Annotated in this window: 17 protein-coding genes; 11 read left to right on the top strand and 6 right to left on the bottom strand. The window is 60.7% G+C overall.

All coding sequences use genetic code 11. From position 1 onward, the window contains the following. Positions 1–147 precede the first annotated feature (147 nt). The 6 genes from QRN48_RS11855 (at position 148) to QRN48_RS11830 (ending at position 5,771) form a co-directional block, all read left to right on the top strand. On the top strand, positions 148–1,500 hold the full coding sequence (locus tag QRN48_RS11855) for a M16 family metallopeptidase (protein ID WP_285350758.1): 1,353 nt from the start codon (positions 148–150) through the stop codon (positions 1,498–1,500). Next, positions 1,497–2,993: a M16 family metallopeptidase gene (locus QRN48_RS11850; RefSeq protein WP_285350756.1), complete on the top strand. Its 1,497-nt coding sequence runs from the start codon at positions 1,497–1,499 to the stop codon at positions 2,991–2,993. Before QRN48_RS11855 ends, QRN48_RS11850 begins: the two co-directional genes overlap by 4 nt. Beyond that, complete coding sequence (gene rsmD, locus QRN48_RS11845; protein WP_191944657.1) at positions 2,993–3,613, top strand: 16S rRNA (guanine(966)-N(2))-methyltransferase RsmD; 621 nt, start codon at positions 2,993–2,995, stop codon at positions 3,611–3,613. The genes QRN48_RS11850 and rsmD overlap by 1 nt, the downstream gene beginning before the upstream one ends. Next, positions 3,600–4,619 carry a hydrolase gene (locus QRN48_RS11840; protein ID WP_194734035.1) on the top strand — a complete coding sequence of 340 codons (1,020 nt, stop codon included), beginning with the start codon at positions 3,600–3,602 and terminating at the stop codon, positions 4,617–4,619. The genes rsmD and QRN48_RS11840 overlap by 14 nt, the downstream gene beginning before the upstream one ends. A 103-nt stretch (positions 4,620–4,722) precedes the next feature. Further along, positions 4,723–5,451: an AzlC family ABC transporter permease gene (locus QRN48_RS11835; protein ID WP_037018817.1), complete on the top strand. Its 729-nt coding sequence runs from the start codon at positions 4,723–4,725 to the stop codon at positions 5,449–5,451. Beyond that, on the top strand, positions 5,448–5,771 hold the full coding sequence (locus QRN48_RS11830; RefSeq protein WP_037018814.1) for an AzlD domain-containing protein: 324 nt from the start codon (positions 5,448–5,450) through the stop codon (positions 5,769–5,771). Before QRN48_RS11835 ends, QRN48_RS11830 begins: the two co-directional genes overlap by 4 nt. A 27-nt stretch (positions 5,772–5,798) precedes the next feature. Here QRN48_RS11830 and QRN48_RS11825 read toward each other — a convergent pair whose 3' ends face one another. From QRN48_RS11825 to QRN48_RS11815, 3 genes are all read right to left on the bottom strand, one after another. Beyond that, positions 5,799–6,653: a sulfurtransferase gene (locus tag QRN48_RS11825; protein ID WP_285350752.1), complete on the bottom strand. Its 855-nt coding sequence runs from the start codon at positions 6,651–6,653 to the stop codon at positions 5,799–5,801. A 63-nt stretch (positions 6,654–6,716) separates the two neighbouring features. Next, a complete protein-coding gene (locus QRN48_RS11820) occupies positions 6,717–7,403 on the bottom strand; it encodes a TetR/AcrR family transcriptional regulator (RefSeq protein ID WP_285350750.1) in 687 nt (228 codons plus the stop codon). Between the two features lie 72 nt (positions 7,404–7,475). Then, positions 7,476–8,672 carry an MFS transporter gene (locus QRN48_RS11815; protein WP_285350748.1) on the bottom strand — a complete coding sequence of 399 codons (1,197 nt, stop codon included), beginning with the start codon at positions 8,670–8,672 and terminating at the stop codon, positions 7,476–7,478. 177 nt (positions 8,673–8,849) lie between these two features. On the opposite strand from QRN48_RS11815, the gene coaD reads away from it, so the two are divergent. The 3 genes from coaD to ggt all read left to right on the top strand — a co-directional run bounded on the left by coaD (position 8,850) and on the right by ggt (position 11,503). Further along, a complete protein-coding gene (gene coaD, locus QRN48_RS11810; protein WP_037018805.1) occupies positions 8,850–9,329 on the top strand; it encodes a pantetheine-phosphate adenylyltransferase in 480 nt (159 codons plus the stop codon). Between the two features lie 99 nt (positions 9,330–9,428). Further along, positions 9,429–9,680 carry a YfhL family 4Fe-4S dicluster ferredoxin gene (locus QRN48_RS11805; protein WP_191944663.1) on the top strand — a complete coding sequence of 84 codons (252 nt, stop codon included), beginning with the start codon at positions 9,429–9,431 and terminating at the stop codon, positions 9,678–9,680. A gap of 80 nt (positions 9,681–9,760) precedes the next feature. Then, the gene (gene ggt, locus QRN48_RS11800) at positions 9,761–11,503 is read left to right on the top strand and encodes a gamma-glutamyltransferase (protein WP_502944596.1); all 1,743 of its coding nucleotides are present in this window, start codon (positions 9,761–9,763) and stop codon (positions 11,501–11,503) included. Here ggt and QRN48_RS11795 read toward each other — a convergent pair. From QRN48_RS11795 to QRN48_RS11785, 3 genes are all read right to left on the bottom strand, one after another. Next, positions 11,485–11,823 (bottom strand): hypothetical protein, encoded by a 339-nt coding sequence (locus tag QRN48_RS11795; protein WP_037018799.1) that lies wholly within the window; start codon positions 11,821–11,823, stop codon positions 11,485–11,487. The genes ggt and QRN48_RS11795 overlap by 19 nt on opposite strands. 167 nt (positions 11,824–11,990) lie before the next feature. Next, positions 11,991–12,803, bottom strand: coding sequence for a bifunctional DNA-formamidopyrimidine glycosylase/DNA-(apurinic or apyrimidinic site) lyase (gene mutM / locus QRN48_RS11790; protein WP_285350744.1), 813 nt, complete (start codon positions 12,801–12,803; stop codon positions 11,991–11,993). A gap of 39 nt (positions 12,804–12,842) precedes the next feature. Then, positions 12,843–13,655, bottom strand: coding sequence for an HDOD domain-containing protein (locus QRN48_RS11785; RefSeq protein ID WP_285350874.1), 813 nt, complete (start codon positions 13,653–13,655; stop codon positions 12,843–12,845). Positions 13,656–13,876: 221 nt separating this feature from the next. On the opposite strand from QRN48_RS11785, the gene QRN48_RS11780 reads away from it, so the two are divergent. After that, positions 13,877–15,073, top strand: a complete 1,197-nt coding sequence (locus QRN48_RS11780; protein WP_037018792.1) for a class I SAM-dependent rRNA methyltransferase — start codon at positions 13,877–13,879, stop codon at positions 15,071–15,073. Positions 15,074–15,658: 585 nt separating this feature from the next. Next, on the top strand, positions 15,659–17,506 hold the full coding sequence (gene ilvD / locus QRN48_RS11775; RefSeq protein ID WP_037018789.1) for a dihydroxy-acid dehydratase: 1,848 nt from the start codon (positions 15,659–15,661) through the stop codon (positions 17,504–17,506). The last annotated feature ends 19 nt before the right edge of the window (positions 17,507–17,525 follow it).

Below are 17,525 nucleotides of genomic sequence, written 5' to 3'. Positions count from 1 at the left end.
CGTTGTAACGACAGTCACGGCCACGTCCTACAGGGCCCGTTTACGGATCGGACGTCTTAGCCGTAGTCGCGGAACAAACTGGCCGCTATCCTAACACCCCCGCGCCCGCTGACGCTAAGCAGGCCGTCTCCAAGGTTCAAATCACGAATGAATGCTCTTGCCCGCCGTGCCGCAGGCCTGCTGCTCGGCACAATCTGTTTGCCTTTAGCCGCCCTGGCTGCCGACCCACAACCCACCACCGAATTCACGCTGGATAACGGCCTGAAAGTGGTCGTGCGTGAAGATCACCGCGCCCCCGTTGTGGTGTCGCAGGTCTGGTACAAGGTCGGCTCCAGCTACGAGACGCCCGGCCAGACGGGGCTGTCCCATGCCCTGGAGCACATGATGTTCAAGGGCAGCTCCAAGGCCGGGCCGGGTGAAGCGTCGCTGATCCTGCGTGACCTGGGCGCTGAGGAGAACGCCTTCACCAGCGATGACTACACCGCGTACTACCAGGTTTTGGCACGTGACCGTCTGGCAGTAGCCTTTGAGCTGGAAGCCGACCGCATGGCCACCCTGCGCCTGCCGCCTGAGGAGTTCGCGCGGGAAATCGAGGTCATCAAAGAAGAGCGCCGCCTGCGCACCGACGACAAGCCAAACGCCAAAGCCTACGAGCGTTTCAAGGCCATCGCCTATCCTGCCAGCGGTTACCACACCCCTACCATCGGCTGGATGGCCGACCTTGACCGCATGAAGGTCGAAGAGCTTCGCCACTGGTACGAATCCTGGTACGTGCCAAACAACGCCACGCTGGTAGTGGTCGGCGACGTCAAGCCCGACGAAGTGAAAGCGCTGGCCGAACGATTCTTCGGTCCTGTGCCGCGTCGCGCTGTGCCACCCTCCAAAAAGCCGCTGGAGCTCGTCGAGCCGGGCCTTCGCCAGATCACCGTGCATGTCGCCACGCAGATGCCGAGCCTCATGTACGGTTTCAACGTGCCGAGCCTGGCCACCGCCACTGACCCTCAATCGGTCAATGCCCTGCGCCTGATTTCCGCCTTGCTCGACGGCGGCTACAGCGCGCGCATCCCGACGCGGCTAGAGCGCGGCGAGGAGCTGGTCACCGGCGCCTCCTCCGATTACGACGCCTACACGCGCGGCGACAGCCTGTTCACCATCAGCGCCACACCCAATCAGCAAAAAAAGAAAGCCCTGGCCGACGCAGAAGCCGGTATCTGGCGTCTGCTCGACGAATTGAAAAACAAGCCGCCCACCAAAGAAGAACTTGAGCGCGTTCGGGCTCAGGTAATTGCCGCATTGGTGTACGAGCGCGATTCGATCACCAGCCAGGCGAGCACCATCGGCGAACTGGAAACGGTCGGTCTGTCCTGGAAGCTCATCGATCAGGAGCTGGCGGCGCTGCAAAGCGTGACCCCGGAAGACATCCAGAAAGCCGCACGTACCTATTTCACTCGCGAGCGCCTCGCCGTTGCGCATGTGTTGCCTGAGGAGAAAGCCCAATGACCCGGCGCAACGAGTTCAGCATTGCCCGAACGCGGGCTCGCACTCTGGTAATCGCGATTGCTTTCGGCCTGTCTGGCGCTGCGCACGTCATGGCAGACACGCCCGTCGAAGCGCCGAAAGCCATCGACAAAGCCGCCAATACCCTTGAATCGCTCAAAGAGCTGGACAGCAAGGCGCCCGCCCGGCGCTCGCTGAATATTCAGTCGTGGAACACGGCCGAGGGCGCACGGGTACTGTTTGTCGAGGCCCATGAGCTGCCGATGTTCGACATGCGTCTGTTGTTTGCTGCAGGCAGCAGCCAGGACGGCGCCACGCCGGGCATCGCTCTCGTCACCAACGCGATGCTCAACGAAGGGGTCAAAGGCAAAAATGTCAGCGCGATTGCTGAAGGTTTTGAAGGATTGGGCGCTGACTTTGGCAACGGCTCCTATCGCGACATGGCGATCGCCTCCCTACGCAGCCTGAGCGCAGCAGACAAACGCGAGCCGGCTTTGAAACTGTTCGCGGACGTCGTCGGCAAACCGACCTTTCCGGCGGACTCGCTCGCACGAATCAAAAACCAGTTATTGGCCAGCTTCGAATATCAAAAGCAAAACCCGGGCAAACTCGCGGGCGATGAGCTGTTCAAGCGGTTGTACGGCGATCATCCCTACGCACACCCGAGCATGGGGACTGCCAAGAGCATTGCGCCTTTGACGCTGGCTCAGCTGAAAGCCTTTCATGCCAGGGCTTACGCGGCCGGCAATGCCGTCATTGCATTGGTGGGTGACCTGAACCGCACAGAAGCCGAAGCGGTCGCAGCTCAGGTGTCTGCAGCGCTGCCGAAAGGTCCGGCGCTGGCTAAAACCGTTGCGCCGACCGAACCCAAGGCTGGTGAAACGCATATCGAGTTTCCGTCCAAGCAGACGCACTTGATGCTGGCTGAACTGGGGATCACCCGAGCCGATCCCGATTACGCAGCGTTGTCGCTGGGCAACTCGATCCTCGGCGGTGGTGGCTTCGGCAGCCGCCTGATGACCGAAGTGCGGGAGAAGCGTGGCCTGACATACGGCGTATCGTCAGGCTTCACGCCGATGCAGGCGCAGGGTCCGTTCATGATCAGCCTGCAGACCCGCGCCGAACTGAGCGAAAACACCCTCAAGCTGGTCAAGGACATTACCCGTGACTTCCTTGCCAACGGCCCGACGCAAAAAGAACTGGACGACGCCAAGCGCGAACTGGCGGGCAGTTTTCCGTTGGCGACTGCAAGCAATGCGGCCATCGTGGGCCAACTGGGCGCCGTGGGTTTCTATAACTTGCCGCTGACCTACCTCGAAGATTTCATGACGCAGTCCCAGGACATCACGGTCGAACAGATCAAGACCGTAATGAACAAGCATCTGGACGCTGACAAGCTGGTGATCGTGACCGCAGGGCCGACTGTCCCGCAGAAGCCGCTGCCGCCCCCTACTGACAAACCTGCCGAGCAACCGCTTGGCGTTCCGGAGCACTGATGACCTCGACTTCCAAGCCGCCGCGTATTCACAAAGGGCACAAAATCCACACGGGCCTGGGCCAACTGCGAATCATCGGCGGTGAATGGCGCAGTCGGCGTCTGAGTTTCCCCGACGCGCCCGGTTTGCGCCCAACCCCGGATCGCGTGCGTGAAACCCTGTTCAACTGGCTGGCGCCGTACATCGAGGGCGCACGCGTCCTCGATCCGTTCGCCGGCAGCGGCGCGCTGTACCTTGAAGCCTTGTCGCGCGGCGCCAGCATGGGCCTGGCGCTGGACACCAACTCGATGGCGATCTCAAGTCTTCGCGAGCACCTCGGCACGCTGCGCTGCACGGTTGGCAAAACCGCGACCGGCGATGCCCTGCGCCATCTGGAAACGCAGCCCGCCGAGCAATTCGACGTGGTCTTTCTTGACCCTCCTTTCCACCAGGACCTGCTGATGCCAGCGTGTACGCTGCTGGAAGATCGCAATTGGCTGGCCGACAACGCGTGGATCTACACCGAAAGCGAAACCGCGCCCTCCGGCCTGGGAATGCCGGCCAACTGGCGGCTGCACCGCGAGAAGAAAGCCGGGCAGGTGCATTACGCGCTGTGGGAGCGAAGTGTTGCCGCAAGCTGATCCAGCCAGGTTTGTACCGGCTTTCGGGCTGGGCAATCCGCATTTGCAAACCCTGTGGGGACCGCTCTGGCGCAAGACCACCCACCTTGACCGCAGGCGCGAGCGTATGTGGCTGCAAGACGGGGATTTTCTGGACATGGACTGGCACGGTCCCCACGACGCCACTGTGCCGGTTGTACTGGTGTTGCACGGCCTGACCGGCTCATCCAACTCCCCGTATGTCGCCGGGCTGCAGCACGCCATGCAAAAACAGGGTTGGGCAAGCGTGGCGCTTAACTGGCGCGGCTGCTCCGGGGAGCCGAACCTTCTACCTCGCAGTTATCACTCCGGCGCCAGCGAAGACCTCGCTGCCGTGATTGACCATTTACGTACGGCCAGACCGCTGGCACCGCTCTACGCCGTCGGTTACTCCCTGGGTGGCAATATCTTGCTAAAACACCTCGGAGAGACCGGGCTCGACAGCCATTTGCAAGGCGCCGTCGCGGTCTCTGTGCCATTTCGTCTGGACGAGTGCGCAGACCGGATCGGGCTGGGGTTCTCCAGGGTGTACCAGCGTCATTTCATGCGCGAAATGGTCGGGTACATCAAGGACAAGCAACGACGCTTCCAGCACGAAGGGCTACGCGACGGCCTGGCGGAGCTGGCGGCTTTGGGTTCCCTGAAAGACATGCGCACCTTCTGGGATTTCGACGGACGAGTGACTGCGCCGCTCAATGGGTTTCTGGATGCGCAGGACTACTACAAGCGCGCCTCCAGCCGCTACTTCCTCGGCGCTATCCGGACACCCACTCTGTTGATCCAGTCGCTGGATGATCCGTTTGTGTTCAAGCACAGCTTGCCGGAGCTTTCGGAGTTGTCCCACTGCACCGAGTTCGACCTGCAGAAAAAGGGCGGCCATGTTGGCTTCGTCGGCGGCACGATCAAAACGCCCACTTATTACCTGGAACAGCGCATCCCTGCATGGCTAACCGCCGCACACGGCGCGCAACCGGCGCCGCAGCTCTGAGTCATTGAGCTACTGCGAATAGTGTTGCCGAGCGCAGACCTGCACGATCGTTCAAGACACCCAAGCGCCACGCACTTAACATCGGGGCATAAGGAGAACAATCATGTCCCGACATCACCTGTTCATGCGCGGCGTACGTGACAGCGTACCCATGCTCGTTGGCATCGCGCCATTTGGCGTTATCTTCGGCACCCTGGCCGGCGTGGGCGGGTTGTCGCTGTGGCAAGCGGTCGGGATGTCGATGTTCGTCTACGCCGGATCGGCACAGTTCGTCGTCATCAGCCTGATGGGCGCCGGGGCCGGTGCAGTGGTGATTCTGCTGACGACGCTGGTGGTCAACCTGCGGCATGTGTTGTACAGCGCCACCTTGCAGCCCCATGTCCAGGCTTTACCACAGCGTTGGCGGTTGCTGCTGGCGTTCTGGCTGACCGATGAAACCTTCGCCATCGTGCAACGCCATTATCTGGTCCACGGCCGTACGCCATTGGCGCATTGGTACTGGTTGGGTGTGGCGAGCCCGCTGTATGCCTGCTGGGTGGGCAGCTCGTTGGTGGGCGTGCTATTCGGTCAAGCCTTCCCGAACATGGCGAGCTGGGGCCTTGAGTTCGCCATGCTCGCAACTTTCATCGGCATCGTGGTGCCCCTGCTGCGCAACCAACCTCAGATTGCCGCTGCTCTGGCTGCCGGCGTGGTTGCGCTACTGACGTGGTCCTGGCCGTACAAATTGGGGCTCATGGCCGCGGCATTCAGCGGCATCGCAGCGGGGGTATTCATGGAGAAACGAACAAAGCCGATGCTGGGTGACGCGGCGTCGAAAGAGGCACGCCCATGACGTACTGGTGGCTGATTCTGGGCATGGCGGCCATTACTTTTCTGATGCGCTACAGCCTGTTCGCCTGGCCAAACCTGCGCTTCCCTCCACTCGTGCGCCAAGGGCTGCACTACGTCCCCACTGCGGTGCTGACAGCCATCGTGATCCCCGGCATGTTGCTGCCGGATGGCGAGCACTGGCAGCTTTCCCTGACCAACGCTTATTTGCTGGCGGGGGTGGTCGCGATCGGGATCGCAGCGCTGAGCCGCAACCTTCTGGCCACCATCGGTGGCGGCTTGCTTGTGTTCTTTTTGCTGCGCTGGGCGATGGGGCAGACTTAGCCAGTGTTCGCCTGCCCGACCGCGAGCTCAGTCACCCGTGGCGATCTCGCGCTGCGGGTCATTGATCCACTCGCTCCAGGACCCCGCATAAAGCGCGCCCAGCGGGTACCCGGCGAGGCATAGCGCAAACAGGTTGTGGCACGCTGTTACGCCGGAACCGCAATAAGCGACCAGTTGCTCTGCCGACCGACTTTCAAGCAGTTCGGCGAACCGCTCCTTGAGTTGGTCTGCCGACAGAAAGCGGCCATCCGGCCCAAGGTTATCGGTGAAGGCCGCACATTGAGCGCCAGGAATATGCCCGGCTACCGGGTCAATCGGCTCCACCTCACCCCGAAAGCGCGTACGTGCACGGGCATCGATCAACGTCATGGCAGGGTCGCCCAGGCGGCCGTGTACCTCCTCCGCCGTCAACACCATTGAGTCATCCGGCGCGCCTTCGAATGTGCCCTGAAGATGCTGTGGCGGGTCGAGGCTGAGCGGCAAGCCCGCCGCATGCCAGGCCTTGAGTCCGCCGTCGAGTACGTACACGCCTTCGCGCTTGCCCAGCCATGCCAGCAGCCACCATGCCCGTGCGGCGTAAGCCCCCGGACCATCGTCGTACAGCACGATGTCGCTCTGATTGTTCACGCCCCAGAACCGCAAGCGCTCGATCAACGTCTGCGGGTCCGGCAGCGGGTGGCGACCGGTGATGCCTTTGCTGACTGCCCCGCTAAGGTCATTGAGCAGGTCAGCGAAAGACGATCCCTCAATGTGGCCCTCTGCGTAGCTGCGCTGGCCGTAGTCCAAATCATCCAGTGACGAACGACAATCCAGGATCACAAGCCCGGGTTGCGTCAGGCGTTCCGCCAACTGTTGAGGGCTGATAAGTTGCGCGATGGACATAACGGGCTCCTGCAGGCAGTAAAAGGTGCGATATGACAGTCGATTCCGAGACGGTGGCCGGGTTCAGCCGGGATTCTCCAGCGCCTTGGCCAAGGGCACGTAAAACTCCGCGCACAGGGCATGCACGGCTTCCCGGGCCTGAGGCGTGACGTACGCCAATTCCAGCATCAACACCTGGTAGACACCGCGACGATTGGCGTCCTCGTTCAGGTGAGTGGGGTTTTCCCGCGTCGTGCTCAAAAAACGCACCCATGATGTCAGGATAATCCACGCATTGAGCGTGAGAGATTCGATCTGGACCTTGTCCATGTCGAGAATACGGGCGTCGACAAAGCCGCTGTAAATGGACATCGCCTTGATCAGGCAGTGCTGGGAAAAGCGCCGGTAACGCACCGCCAGCTCTGCATCGGCTTCGAGCAAATGCTCAAGATCTCGGTGTAGAAAACGGTAGCGCCACATGCTGTCCAGAATCGCCATGAGGTAATGACGCTTGTCTTCGACGTTTGGTAAACGGCCCTTGGGCGGGTGCAGAAAGCTGTCGACCAGTGTTGCGTATTCGGTGAACAACTCGGCGATGATCGCTTGCTTGTTGGGGAAGTGGTAATAAAGATTCCCGGAAGAAATCTCCATGTGCGCGGCAATGTGATTGGTGCTGACACTGCGCTCGCCCTGCTGATTGAACAGCTCAAGGCTGCTGTGGACGATGCGTTCTCGGGTCTTGATGCGTACGGTTTTGATGCGCGGCGCCATGTTCAACTCGAACGTCGAAGCGTAACAGGATTGTGCCGGATCTTAACGCAAGCGTCGGATCGGTTGCAGACTTCATCGCTCCACGGCAGTCGCGAGCCTGAATTTGACCACCGTCGCAACCCCCACGCCGAGCAAGCCAGCCGCCAGTGTATTGACCAGTATCACCCCGCGCAGCCCGATGGGCGCCGTAAAAGTCCCGACCAGCAGCCCGGCCAGTGGCTGCGAAAGGTTATTCAACAGCGTGATGACGCCAACCGTCTTGCCGAAGTCGCGGGCCGGGATAATCCGCTGGCGGATGCTGCGCATGTACACGTTGAACATCTTGTCGAAGCCCACGATCAGCAGGAACCCCACAACGTAAACCTCGGAACATGCGCTGGTGGCGGTGATAAATGCGCCCAGCAACAAGGCGATGTAGGACATCGAACCGAGTAGTTTCAGCGACAGGCTGACCCGGGCGAGGAGGTACAAAATTGCGATCGTCAACAGCGCACCGGCCGCTTGCAGGCCTGCGTAGAAGTCCTTGGTTTCGCCGAATGAGCCAATCACCATCGCTGCCGAACTGGCCAGAGTGACCCCCACGATCAGGTTGACACCGATGGCCAGCAAAATGATCTTCTTTAGTTCTGCCAATCGGAGAATGTGCCCAATCGCGATTTTCAGCGGCTGCGTCCAAGTGCCTGGATGCTGCTCGAAGCGTTGGAGGGTGACCTCGCTTTTGTATTGCCAGACTCGCATCGTCAGATCCGCTGCGACGAAAACCAGCGCGACACCTAGAACCACGCCCCACCATGGGATCACTTCCAGCGCCAGCGCCGCCAACACGGGGCCGAGCACTAGCCCGGTCTGGTCGGCGATCTGGGAGTACGAGAGCGTCTTGCCATAGTGATAATCCGGGAAAATATGAGGCATCACCACCTCCCTGGCCATGATGCCCTGGGTAGTCAGAATGCCGCAGACCGCCGACAGCAGGATCAACCAGTAAATCCCGCCGAATGCTCCATACAGAGCCATCGCAACCAGGCAAATCAAAGCCCGGTAGAGCTGGCTGATCTGCAGCAACCGAATGGGTGGGTACTTATCGCAAAGCACCCCGCATACAGGGAATGCAAGAAAGCGCGGCAGGGTTTCGGCAAAGAACGCCAGACCCGCCAGGGACGCGCTTTGCGTGGTCTGAAAAACGACCAGCGGCACCAGAAACAGCAGAACCTGATCCGCGAGACGGGAGAGAAAAAGGGATAGGAAAAACGCCAGATAATCCGTGCGCATTGAGACTCCGTGTCAGGTGCCGTGGGGCGGCGACGATGCTTGTCCGGGCAGTCTGCCGCGCAGCTGTGCGCCAGCGCAAGGAGGCGAAATGCATCAAGGCGCTTGCTCCCCGTCTTGGCCGTCTCAGCCCGCTGCGATACCATCCAGTCCCCAACGAACTCCGACCAGGACGACGCGATGAACCGAGTGTTGTACCCAGGCACCTTTGACCCGATCACCAAGGGTCACGGCGATCTGGTCGAGCGCGCCTCGCGCCTGTTCGATCAAGTAGTGATCGCCGTTGCCGCAAGCCCCAAGAAAAACCCGCTGTTTCCGCTGGAGCAACGTGTGGCTCTCGCCCGTGAAGCGACCAAACACTTGCCCAATGTCGAGGTGGTCGGCTTCTCGACGCTGCTGGCGCACTTCGCCCAGGAGCAAAACGCCAACATTCTGCTGCGTGGCTTGAGGGCGGTTTCGGATTTCGAGTACGAATTCCAGCTGGCCAACATGAACAAGCAATTGGCCCCGGACGTCGAAAGTCTTTTTCTCACGCCGTCCGAACGCTACTCGTTCATTTCATCTACGCTGGTCAGGGAAATCGCAGCACTGGGCGGGGATATCACCAAGTTCGTACATCCTGCCGTGGCCCAGGCGCTGAGCGAACGCTTCAAAGGCTGAGGCCTTGCGTCGAGTCATGGTGCATACCGAGCGCTAATGCGGCACAATTCGCCGCATTCGTTTTGATATGCCCCGGTGTCGACCGAGGCAGGAGTATCCATGTCCCTGATCATCACCGACGATTGCATCAATTGCGACGTCTGCGAACCCGAGTGCCCGAACGAAGCGATTTCACAGGGCGAAGAGATCTACGTGATCAACCCCAACCTGTGCACCGAGTGCGTGGGTCACTATGACGAACCACAGTGCCAGCAAGTCTGCCCCGTCGATTGCATCCCGCTGGATGAAAACCACGTGGAAAGCAAAGACCAGCTCATGGCCAAGTACAACTTGATTACCAGCAAGGCATAACCCGGACGCATTCCCTGTCGGCATACGTGCTTTCGCCGAAGACACTGGCCTAAACCGCCTGTTGATTGAGCGAGAGACGCATGATTTCAATGCTGGAACGGATACCTGCTTTGTCAGGCGCAGCGGTTTTGCTGTGCGTTTTTTCGGCTTACGCCAGCCCTGATCGTCCAGATCAGGCCGCCATCGCCAGCCCGCACCCTATCGCAACGGCCGCTGGCCAGGAAATCCTGGTCGACGGCGGCAATGCGTTCGATGCGGCTATCGCCATCAGCGCCACACTGGCTGTCGTCGAGCCTTATGGTTCAGGGCTCGGCGGTGGCGGGTTTTTCTTGCTGCGTCAATCGGGTGAGCCCGTCCAGTATCAATTTCTGGATGCTCGCGAAAAAGCCCCGCTCAAATCCAAACCAAAGATGTTTCATCGCAAGGGCATCGTGCAGCCAGACCTTTCCCTGAATGGCCCTCTGGCGGCCGCCATTCCAGGCCTGCCCGCCGCGCTGGTCGAGCTTGCCGAACGCTACGGCCGCTTACCGCTTTCGATTTCACTGGCCCCGGCGATCCGTGTGGCTTACCGCGGCTTCAAGGTGGACAGCGTTTATCGAGAGCGCGCCAATTGGCGATTGTTTGCACTGCGCAATAACAAGGAGAGCGCGCGCCTGTTCCTGCGTAACAACGAGGTGCCGAATCTGGGCGAGGTCATCACCCAACCGGAGCTGGCGCAGACCCTTGAGCGCCTCGGTGATAAAGGCCGGGCAGGATTTTACAGCGGGTTGGTGGCTCAGGCGCTGGTCAGCGGGGTGCGACGCGCCGGCGGCATCTGGAACTACCACGACTTCGAAGAATACGAGGTTGTCACTCGTGCGCCCCTGCGATTCCAGATGGCCGATCAGCGCGAACTGATCAGCGCGCCTCCGCCCTCCGCGGGTGGAATTGCACTGGCACAAAGCCTGTCCATGCTGCAGCAACTGCCGTGGCGAGAGTCGGAAAACATCCAGCGCGCTCACTATGTGATCGAAGCTCTGCGCCGCGCGTACCGTGACCGCGTGCTCCTGGGTGACCCGGACTTCGTGCCCAACCCGGTGGCTCAGGTCCTCGCCACCGATTATCTACTGCAATTGACCACCAGTATCGACCCGCACCGTGCCACGCCCAATAACATACTGCCGCCAGCGCCCCGCTGGCGTGAAGGCGAGAACACCAGCCATTTCGCCGTCCTTGATACGGAGGGCAATGCGGTGACCGCAACGCTTTCGCTCAACCTGCCGTTCGGATCGGCCTTCACCGTGCCCGGCACGGGGGTCATTCTGAACGATGAAATGGACGATTTCGCCATTGATCCCAAAGGCCAGGGCGGCGCAGCGTTCACCAGTATTCACCCCAATGCCGTCGAGCCCGGCAAACGGCCTCTGTCGAGCATGAGCCCAAGCTTCATCGAAAGTCCTCGCAGCCTTGCGGCATTCGGCACGCCCGGCGGCAGTCGTATTCCCAGCATGGTTTTGCTGTCGATGCTGAAATATCTCGACGATCAACCGATCAGCAGCTGGACCTCAACGCCGCGATATCACCATCAGTACACGCCGGATGTGGTGGAGTACGAGCCGGGAACATTTACCGAGCAAGAGCTGATCGACCTGCGTGAGCGCGGCTATGCCCTCAAGGAAACAGCTCGGGATTTCGGCAATCAGCAGGTGCTGATGTGGCACAAAAACAACGCCCGGGTCGAAGCGGCCAGTGACCCTCGCGGCATCGGCGTCTCAACCACTTTCAAACCCGATGCTGCGCTGAAGATGATGCGCAGCTGCGCTGATCAGTCCTGTTTGCCGTAGCCATCGCCCGTGCAGCCAAGGCAGCGGACGAAGGCTGCTTTGCCGGGGTCAACGACCAGCGCCTTGCCGGTGCGACCGATGTTGCCTCCAGCGGCAGTAAAGGGCAGTGCAACCACGAACAGACCGGCGCCGATCACGGTTGCAACGATCAGGATCGGACGAGCAATGAGAAGGTCACCGATCATTGCGTAAGCGGGTGGATTCTGGATTTCGTAGACAGGATCGCCACTGCCGGCCCCGTCGATCTGGGCCAGCGCGGGCGTCATTTGCAGGCCGAAAAGCAGCGCCAGCGTGGCAGCAAGAATGCGAAACGGGCTCATGGCGTGGTCCTTCAGGCTAAAGCGAAATGGTGCTGTTCACTATAAACAGGGCTTGGGCTTACGCAAGGGGGTGCGTGCCCCGATCACGGCACGCACTCCGTAGGAGGCCTCGTAAAAGCCGCGGTGAAACCGCTACGATCAGCCACAACCTCCGCAAAGGCCGGCGCTTACTTCTGGCACTTGGGGCAGTAAACACTGGCCCGCTGGCCCAACTTTGCCTCGCGTAGCGTGGTCCCGCAGACTTTGCACGGCTGTCCACCACGCCCATAGGCGAACAGCTCCTGCTGAAAGTATCCGGGCTGACCGTCACCGCCGATGAAATCGCGCAGCGTCGTGCCGCCACGTTCGATGGCCGCTGCCAGGATTCGCTTGATTTCGATCGCCAGCTTTATATAGCGCACCTTTGCGACGCTTCCGGCGGCGCGACGCGGATCAATGCCCGCGGCGAACAGCGCCTCGGTCGCATAGATATTGCCGACACCGACAACGATTGCGTTGTCCATGATGAATGGCTTGACCGCCATGGCCCTGCCCCGCGACAGCTCGAACAGGCGCAGGCCGTCAAAGACTTCCGCCAGTGGTTCCGGGCCCAACCGCGCCAGCAGCTCGTGATTGAGCGGATCGAGACTCCACAGCATCGCACCGAACCGGCGAGGGTCGGTATAGCGCAGGGCCATGCCGGACTCCAGCTCGATGTCTACGTGCTCATGCTTGAGTGGCGGCAGGCCTGCATCGACCAGCCGCAAGTTGCCGGACATGCCCAAGTGAGCGATCAAGGTGCCCACTTCAGCCTGGATCAGTAGGTATTTGGCGCGCCTTTCGACAGCCACGATCTTTTGCCCTGACAGGCGCACGTCGAGGTCTTCAGGGATCGGCCAGCGCAGACGGCGATCACGCACGATCACTCGGCTCACGCGCTGGCCTACCAAATGGGGCGCAATGCCCCGACGGGTTGTTTCGACTTCAGGTAATTCAGGCATGCGGCAGCTCGATGTAGGGTCAGGCGCAGACGCGCGGCGTCAGTGTGCGCTCAGCTCGCGGATACTTTCCTTGAGGTATTCGAAGTCATAATCGGACAAGCCGACGTAGTCCAGAATCAGATGCCCGATGCTGTCCCACTCATGGTCGACAGGATGGTTGCCGAGCACCTGGTGGGACTGGCACACGTGTTCGGCCATCTTGAGAACCGCCAGCAGGTTCTTCAGTGGCGCGTTTCGACCCGAGTCGTCCTGAAAAATCGCCAGCGCATTATGGTGGTTCGCGATCGCGTTACTGACATGTTCCGGCAATCGCCAGGATTTGGCAGTGAAGTACCCGACGACGGCATGATTGGTATTGAGCAAACGGTTTTCGGTGTCGACCACGCGGCATTCGGGCGTTGCGTTGGCATAGGCTTCTTCCAGCACGCTCATGTAGTCAGGAAAGCGCTTGATCATCAGCGGCACGCCGCAGTCATGAAACAGCCCCAACGCGTAGGACTCATCGACCGTTTGCGAACCGATGCGTTTGGCCAGCGTCAGGCTGGTCATCGCGACGTCCTGGGCCGTGTCCCAGAAGCGGTTGAGCACGACGATGGTTTCGTCGCTCATCTCGCCCTTGATTGACTGGGCGTTGATCAGGTTGATGACCGAGCGACTGCCAAGCAGGTTCACTGCGCGCTGGATGGAGGCGATCTTGTTGCTCAGGCCGTAATGGGGGGAGTTGACGAGTTTCAGCAGCGCGCCGGATAGCCCGGGATCCTGGGAGATCAGTCGTGCGATTTCACCCAGGTCGGGGTCGGGCATGTACTGCTCCATCTGCAAATCCACCATGATTTGCGGCTGGGGCGGCACGCTGATGCCTTGTAACGCCTGCTGGATCTGCTCGGACGTAAGCTCTTGGGACATAAGTTCACACTCAGGGTCAGGGCACGATTCTAACCCCTTGCGCCCATGCTTCGACAACCGGGCAAGGATTCAGCGGATCCGACGGACAGCCAGACGGTCATTGAGCCGAGTGCGCCCGGCAGCAGCTTCACGCGCTATACTCCCGCTCTTTTTTCCGGAGCGACGTCATGTCCCTGCCTAGCTTGCGCCTCAAGCCCAACGCCGATCGCCGCCTGCGTGCCGGTCATTTGTGGGTCTACAGCAACGAAATCGACGTAGCTGCCACTCCACTCAACGGCTTCGCTCCGGGCACCCAAGCCATTCTGGAAACCGCCGGTGGCAAGCCTTTGGGCATCGTCGCCATGAGCCCGCAGAACCTGATCTGCGCACGCTTGCTGTCCCGCGACATCAAGTTGCCACTCGACAAGTCGTTGCTCGTTCATCGCCTGAATGTGTGCCTGTCGTTGCGCGAGCGTCTGTTCGACAAGCCGTTCTACCGCCTGGTTTACGGCGACTCGGACCTGCTGCCGGGTCTGGTGGTTGATCGTTTCGGCGACATACTGGTCGTGCAACTGGCGTCAGCGACCATGGAGCAGCACAAGGACGACGTGCTCGCCGCGCTGATTCAGGTGACCAAGCCGAGCGGCATCCTGCTCAAGAACGACTCCGCTGCACGGGACGCTGAAGGCCTGAACCGTTACGTTGAAACCGCGTTTGGCGTGGTGCCGGAATGGGTTGCGCTGGAAGAGAATGGCGTGAAGTTCGAAGCACCTGTGATGGAAGGTCAGAAGACTGGCTGGTTCTACGATCACCGCATGAACCGTGCGCGTCTGGCGCCGTATGCCAAGGGCAAGCGGGTGCTGGACCTGTTCAGTTACATTGGCGGCTGGGGCATCCAGGCCGGTGCGTTCGGCGCCAGCGAAGTCTTCTGCGTCGACGCCTCGGCGTTCGCACTGGACGGTGTGGAGCGCAATGCGGCACTCAACGGCTTCGCAGAGAAAGTCACCTGCATCGAAGGTGATGTCTTTGAAGCGCTGAAAGAGCTGAAAGCAGCTGAAGAGCGGTTCGACGTGATCATCGCCGACCCGCCTGCGTTCATCAAACGCAAGAAGGACATGAAGAATGGCGAGGGCGCCTACCGCCGTTTGAATGAGCAAGCCATGCGCCTGCTCAGCAAAGACGGCATTCTGGTCAGCGCATCCTGCTCAATGCACCTGCCGGAAGACGACCTGCAGAACATCCTCCTCACCAGCGCCCGTCATCTGGACCGCAACATCCAGCTGCTCGAGCGCGGCGGCCAAGGCCCGGACCACCCGGTGCATCCTGCTATCCCTGAGACGCGCTACATCAAAAGCATCACCTGCCGGTTGCTGCCTAACAGTTGATGTATTGCCTGGCCTGACGCCTTCGCGGGCAAGCGCGCTCCTACACCGGACCGCGCAAGCCCGTCCGGGTTGTAGGCGATCTCGCTATTGCAACCGGCGTAATGCCGCGACGTCAGGCGCACCCGGGGGTTGCTTTGGCCTGTGTTGGTCCGCTAGACCCGTCGGCTGCGTCGACCTACATTGGCCAGTTGAACCCATTGGCCGCGTCGGCCACGTTGGGGCGTTGAACGGTTGAGCGTTAAGCGTTGGCGTTGGCGTTGGCGTTGGCGTTGACGATGATATTGGCACGTCACGCGGTCCACTGTAGGAGCGCGCTTGCCCGCGAAAATTCTCGAAAGCCACCGCTGCCCCCAACCAGACCGAGAGCCGACCGCTGCCACTTCTCACCATTCCCTCCCGCCCTCACAGGTGTAGAATCAGCGCTATTCATCGCCAGTCATCCCCGGCGGGTTTATGAGCTCAGGCTGGGCGTACGGTGATCCCGTGTCGTTCGGTTTCTTCGCTGCATCCGGTCACTGCCTCTTGCACACGACGTCACTAGAAGCTCACTCCCTTCCTTACTAGCCGATTAGCCGGAGTGCTCCAATGCCTGATTACCGTTCGAAAACGTCCACCCACGGCCGCAATATGGCCGGCGCGCGCGCCTTGTGGCGTGCCACGGGCATGAAGGACGAAGATTTCAAAAAACCGATCATCGCCATCGCCAACTCGTTTACCCAGTTCGTGCCAGGCCACGTCCACCTCAAGGACCTCGGCCAACTGGTCGCGCGCGAGATCGAACGAGCTGGCGGCGTGGCCAAGGAATTCAACACCATTGCCGTGGATGACGGCATCGCCATGGGCCATGACGGCATGCTGTATTCGCTGCCCAGCCGCGAGATCATTGCCGACTCGGTCGAGTACATGGTCAATGCCCACTGTGCCGACGCCATTGTCTGCATCTCCAACTGCGACAAGATCACCCCCGGCATGCTGATGGCTGCGTTGCGCCTGAACATCCCGGTGATCTTCGTTTCCGGCGGCCCGATGGAAGCCGGCAAGACCAAGCTCGCCAGCCATGGTCTGGACTTGGTCGACGCCATGGTCATCGCTGCGGACTCCACTGCCTCTGACGAGAAAGTCGCCGAATACGAGCGCAGTGCATGCCCGACATGTGGCTCGTGCTCGGGGATGTTTACCGCCAACTCGATGAACTGCCTCACCGAAGCCCTGGGCCTTGCGTTGCCCGGCAACGGCTCCACGCTGGCGACCCACTCTGACCGCGAGCAGCTGTTCCTGCAGGCCGGCCGCACCATCGTAGACCTGTGCAAAACCTACTACCGCGACAACGACGACTCGGTTCTGCCGCGCAATATCGCCAACTTCAAGGCGTTCGAAAACGCGATGACCCTCGACATCGCCATGGGCGGTTCGACCAACACCATCCTGCACTTGCTGGCTGCCGCCCAGGAAGCCGAGATCCCGTTCGACCTGCGCGACATCGATCGCCTGTCGCGCCGCGTACCGCAACTGTGCAAAGTCGCGCCGAACATCCAGAAGTACCACATGGAAGACGTTCACCGCGCCGGCGGTATCTTCAGCATTCTGGGCTCGCTGGCCCGTGGCGGTTTGCTGCACACGGATTTGCCGACCGTGCACAGCAAGTCGATGGAAGAAGCCATCGCCAAGTGGGACATCACCCAGACGGACGACGAAGCGGTTCACCACTTCTTCAAGGCTGGCCCTGCAGGTATCCCGACGCAAACGGCCTTTAGTCAGTCGACCCGTTGGGAGACGCTGGACGACGATCGCGAGAACGGCTGCATCCGCAGTGTCGAGCACGCTTACTCACAGGAAGGCGGCCTGGCCGTGTTGTACGGCAACATCGCACTCGACGGCTGCGTGGTGAAAACCGCCGGCGTCGACGAGTCGATTCACGTGTTCGAAGGCAACGCCAAGATTTTCGAAAGTCAGGACAGCGCCGTGCGCGGCATTCTGGCTGACGAAGTGAAGGCCGGCGACATCGTGATCATTCGTTACGAAGGCCCGAAAGGCGGCCCGGGGATGCAGGAAATGCTGTACCCGACGTCTTACCTGAAGTCCAAAGGCCTGGGCAAAGCGTGCGCGCTGCTGACCGATGGGCGCTTCTCGGGCGGGACCTCTGGCCTTTCCATCGGCCACGCCTCTCCTGAAGCAGCGGCGGGCGGTGCAATCGGTCTGGTTCGTGACGGCGACAAGGTGCTGATCGACATTCCCAATCGCTCGATCAATCTGATGATCGACGACGCGGAAATGGCTGAACGTCGCGCCGAGCAGGAAAAGAAAGGCTGGAAGCCGGTTGAGTCACGCCCTCGCAAAGTGACCACCGCCCTGAAGGCCTATGCCCTGTTGGCCACCAGCGCCGACAAGGGAGCGGTGCGTGACAAGGCGATGCTCGACAAGCTGATGCCGTAAGCATCCTTGCGTAGCTGAA

It is taken from the genome of Pseudomonas sp. ME-P-057, from assembly GCF_030208975.1.
GTDB lineage: Bacteria > Pseudomonadota > Gammaproteobacteria > Pseudomonadales > Pseudomonadaceae > Aquipseudomonas > Aquipseudomonas lutea.
Note: the sequence above shows the minus strand (reverse complement) of the source record. Positions and strands in the feature narration are given on the sequence as shown.